Origin of the sequence: Rhizobium sp. MHM7A (assembly GCF_005862215.1) — a bacterium.
GTDB classification, from domain to species: Bacteria; Pseudomonadota; Alphaproteobacteria; order Rhizobiales; family Rhizobiaceae; genus Rhizobium; species Rhizobium bangladeshense.
The window spans coordinates 1-2,760 of record NZ_VCHT01000057.1 but is presented as its reverse complement, the minus strand read 5'-3'; the positions used below and the strand labels follow the sequence as shown (position 1 = coordinate 2,760).

The following is a 2,760-nucleotide window of genomic DNA, read 5'->3' as shown; positions in this document are numbered from 1 at the left end:
GCGTCAAGTCAGGCAGGCATAACCGACAACATCAAAGGCCGAAATGCGTTCGATTTCATATCCGCGCACCAACGCCTCGTTGATCGCCACCGGATAGCGCACCTCCGGCGACAGCGTGTAGTTGACGAATATTGCCGCTGCGCCGGAGTCTGCGACCAGGTCGCGGACGAACCGCTCGTTCGTCGGGAAGTCGCCGAGGATCCAGCCTCCACCGTGGAAGAACATGAAACCCGGCAGCACGCCATCGGTGCCAGCCGGACGTACGATGGTGAGCTTCAGAGGTTTGCCGTCGACGCTTATCGTCTTCTCGCTGATGTCGGCCGGCGCCAGCTTGGCGCCGGCTTGCGCAGCCGCCACGGCCGCCCGTGCATCGGCGGGGGAGAGAGACTCCAGGGGCGGAGCGCCAGCCTTGGCCATCGCTTCCAGGAAGCCCTGCGTATTGCGTTCGACGCCAGGGCTACCAGCGGCCAGTGCCAACCTGGGCGGCGATGCGCCGGCGGGTGCGCAGCACGTCGCGGGCGATGGTCAGCTCATGGGTGGGTGTGCGAATATCCTTCGTGGCGTCGTGGAGGACAAGGTCTTCCAGATGGACGAGTTCGCCTTCAATCCACAGCGAGGCGCAGGCATCGGTGAACTGGGTGCGCTCGAGGAAGCCGACGCCGACCGCAGAACGGACGATGCGCTCGTGCAGACGCGTGAAAGCGATACCGGCGTCGAATGCCGGCCGCATCAGAGCTGTCATGCTGATTTTTGCTAGATCGTAAGCCATTGAAATCATGGTAAACACGCCATTAACCAGAAGCGATACTACCATTTGCTTCCGTCACACCTGCGAATTCTTTACAGTGCACTAACCATAGATAAGTACTGGTTATCGATGGTAGATTGATTTCAGGGCGCAAAATCACTTGTCGGTCGGCCTAGATGAGCGAAAACGGCTAGTTTCTGGCCTTTTAAGCAGGTTTCGGCGAGGTTCGGCGGAACAGTTTTTTCTCTGCCGGCTATTCAGAGCAGCCCCTTCTCTGCCGAAGAGTGCAGATTTCTCCATCGCCTTTCCGCTTACGCGGGCTTCGGGATCCTCCCCTCCTCCAATCTCCCTATTTTCAGGCATTTCCGCCGCAGATGGCCACCAGTGCGGCCTCGGGCAGGGTACGGCCTGATGCCCGTTCGACGTCGCTTTTCGAGTCTGGCGGGGCTGCATTTAACCCATAAAACACGCTTGCAACTGGTCATTTTCTCACGCATTCATTATCTGTACAAAGCCTCAGAAAAGCGCGCGAGAAAACCATGGCAAAACGGCAAGTCGCCAATCCCTCGCCGGCCCCAAAACGTCTTATAGGCTATGCACGTGTCTCGACCGACGATCAGGTTCATGACGCGCAGATGGACGAGCTGCGTGCCGCCGGCTGCGAGCGGATTTTTCAAGAGCATGGATCTGGCGCATCCCGGGCGCGGCCGGTTCTGACGAGACTACTCGGTGATCTTACCGCCGGCGATGTGCTTGTCGTCGTCCGGCTGGATCGCCTCGCCCGGTCGGTCAGCCATCTGTTGCAGGTGATCGAGGATCTGGAAGAGCGCGGCGTCCATTTCAGGTCGATCCGCGATCCGATCGATACGTCCACCCCACAGGGGATGTTTTCCCTCCAGGTCCTTGGCGCCGTCGCCCAGCTCGAACGAGCGCTGACTGCTGAGCGAACCAAGGCAGGCATCAAGGCGGCAAGAGCCCGCGGCAAGCTGCCAGGCAATCCTGGCCTTCGGGAGAGGCGACCGGAAGCGATCAAGGCGGTGTCGAAGGCCCGGGAAAAAATCTACCTCGACGAGCTGATCTCCTCTGCGCAAACCTGGCTCCCGACCGTTCGGCAACTTCGCCCAAAACATAGCTGGGACAATGTCGTGCGGGTCCTCAATCGCCGAGGCCATGACTGGACGGTGGAAAGGCTGCGTCGAGCCGTGCATCGCATGGTCCGCGAGAAACTGGCAGAGCCTGAGCTACTGGTCCGTTCTCCCCGCCGCGCGCCGGAAGATCACCTGATGAAGCTCGTCGCAGCGATTGCCATTGCCGATCCCAGCTTATCGCTGCGCGACATTGCCAGCCAGCTTGATCAGATGGGAGAGCGACCGGCGCGCGGCGGACGTAAATGGCAGCCATCGTCCGTTCGTAACCTGCTGGATGAGGCGCATCGGTTCGGTCTCATCCGTCATTAAGGGCACGGAGCATCAACCTGCCGATTTCCCGCTCTCTTAGGCGCCCTGTTTTAGGTGGGAGAGATTCCAGCCTCGGCTCTCGATAATGTCGCGGGCGAGCTGCTGTCCACATCGTCGCATCAAACCGGGGTTTGTTGGAGAGGCCGGGACGACAGGAACCGACCCCCATTTCGGCCGTTCGGGCCCGAGGATGCGCTCGAAAGCAGACCTCAACAGCGTTGACCGTTTACACTGCTCCATCCTTGTGTATAAACTTCAGCCATGAGCATGCAACGTAACATTGCCGTCAATAATAATGGCCCCTTCGGGGTCGTGGATGGCGTGCGCGCGTTATAGCGTAGCTCGTTGATCACCACAGCCCTGCCGGTTTCGGAAGGGCTGTAGGTGTTGGCTTCTCCGATCCGGCTTTCATCCCCGGAGAAAGTCATGTCCCCTTTTTCATCCTTGAGCCGACCCCTTGTTGCCGAGCTGTCCCAGTGGCGATGTCACGTTGTTTGATCAACGGCCGAAAAGTCGCTTGTCGGTAAACTCAGGCAATTGCAGCGGTCACGGCTT

At 59.6% G+C, this 2,760-nt stretch carries 2 protein-coding genes and 1 pseudogene; 1 reads left to right on the top strand and 2 read right to left on the bottom strand.

Annotated elements, in window-relative coordinates:
• Positions 1-3: 3 nt before the first annotated feature.
• Together FFR93_RS40275 and FFR93_RS40270 are read right to left on the bottom strand one after the other, a co-directional pair.
• Positions 4-477, bottom strand: a complete 474-nt coding sequence (locus FFR93_RS40275) for an alpha/beta hydrolase fold domain-containing protein (RefSeq protein ID WP_205910762.1) — start codon at positions 475-477, stop codon at positions 4-6.
• 1 nt (position 478) lies between these two features.
• Positions 479-778: pseudogene (locus FFR93_RS40270) on the bottom strand (hypothetical protein); the annotation flags it as partial.
• A gap of 509 nt (positions 779-1,287) precedes the next feature.
• Between FFR93_RS40270 and FFR93_RS40265 the strand changes: the two are divergent.
• Entirely contained in the window at positions 1,288-2,205 is a 918-nt protein-coding gene (locus tag FFR93_RS40265) for a recombinase family protein (RefSeq protein ID WP_138397217.1), read from the top strand.
• The last annotated feature ends 555 nt before the right edge of the window (positions 2,206-2,760 follow it).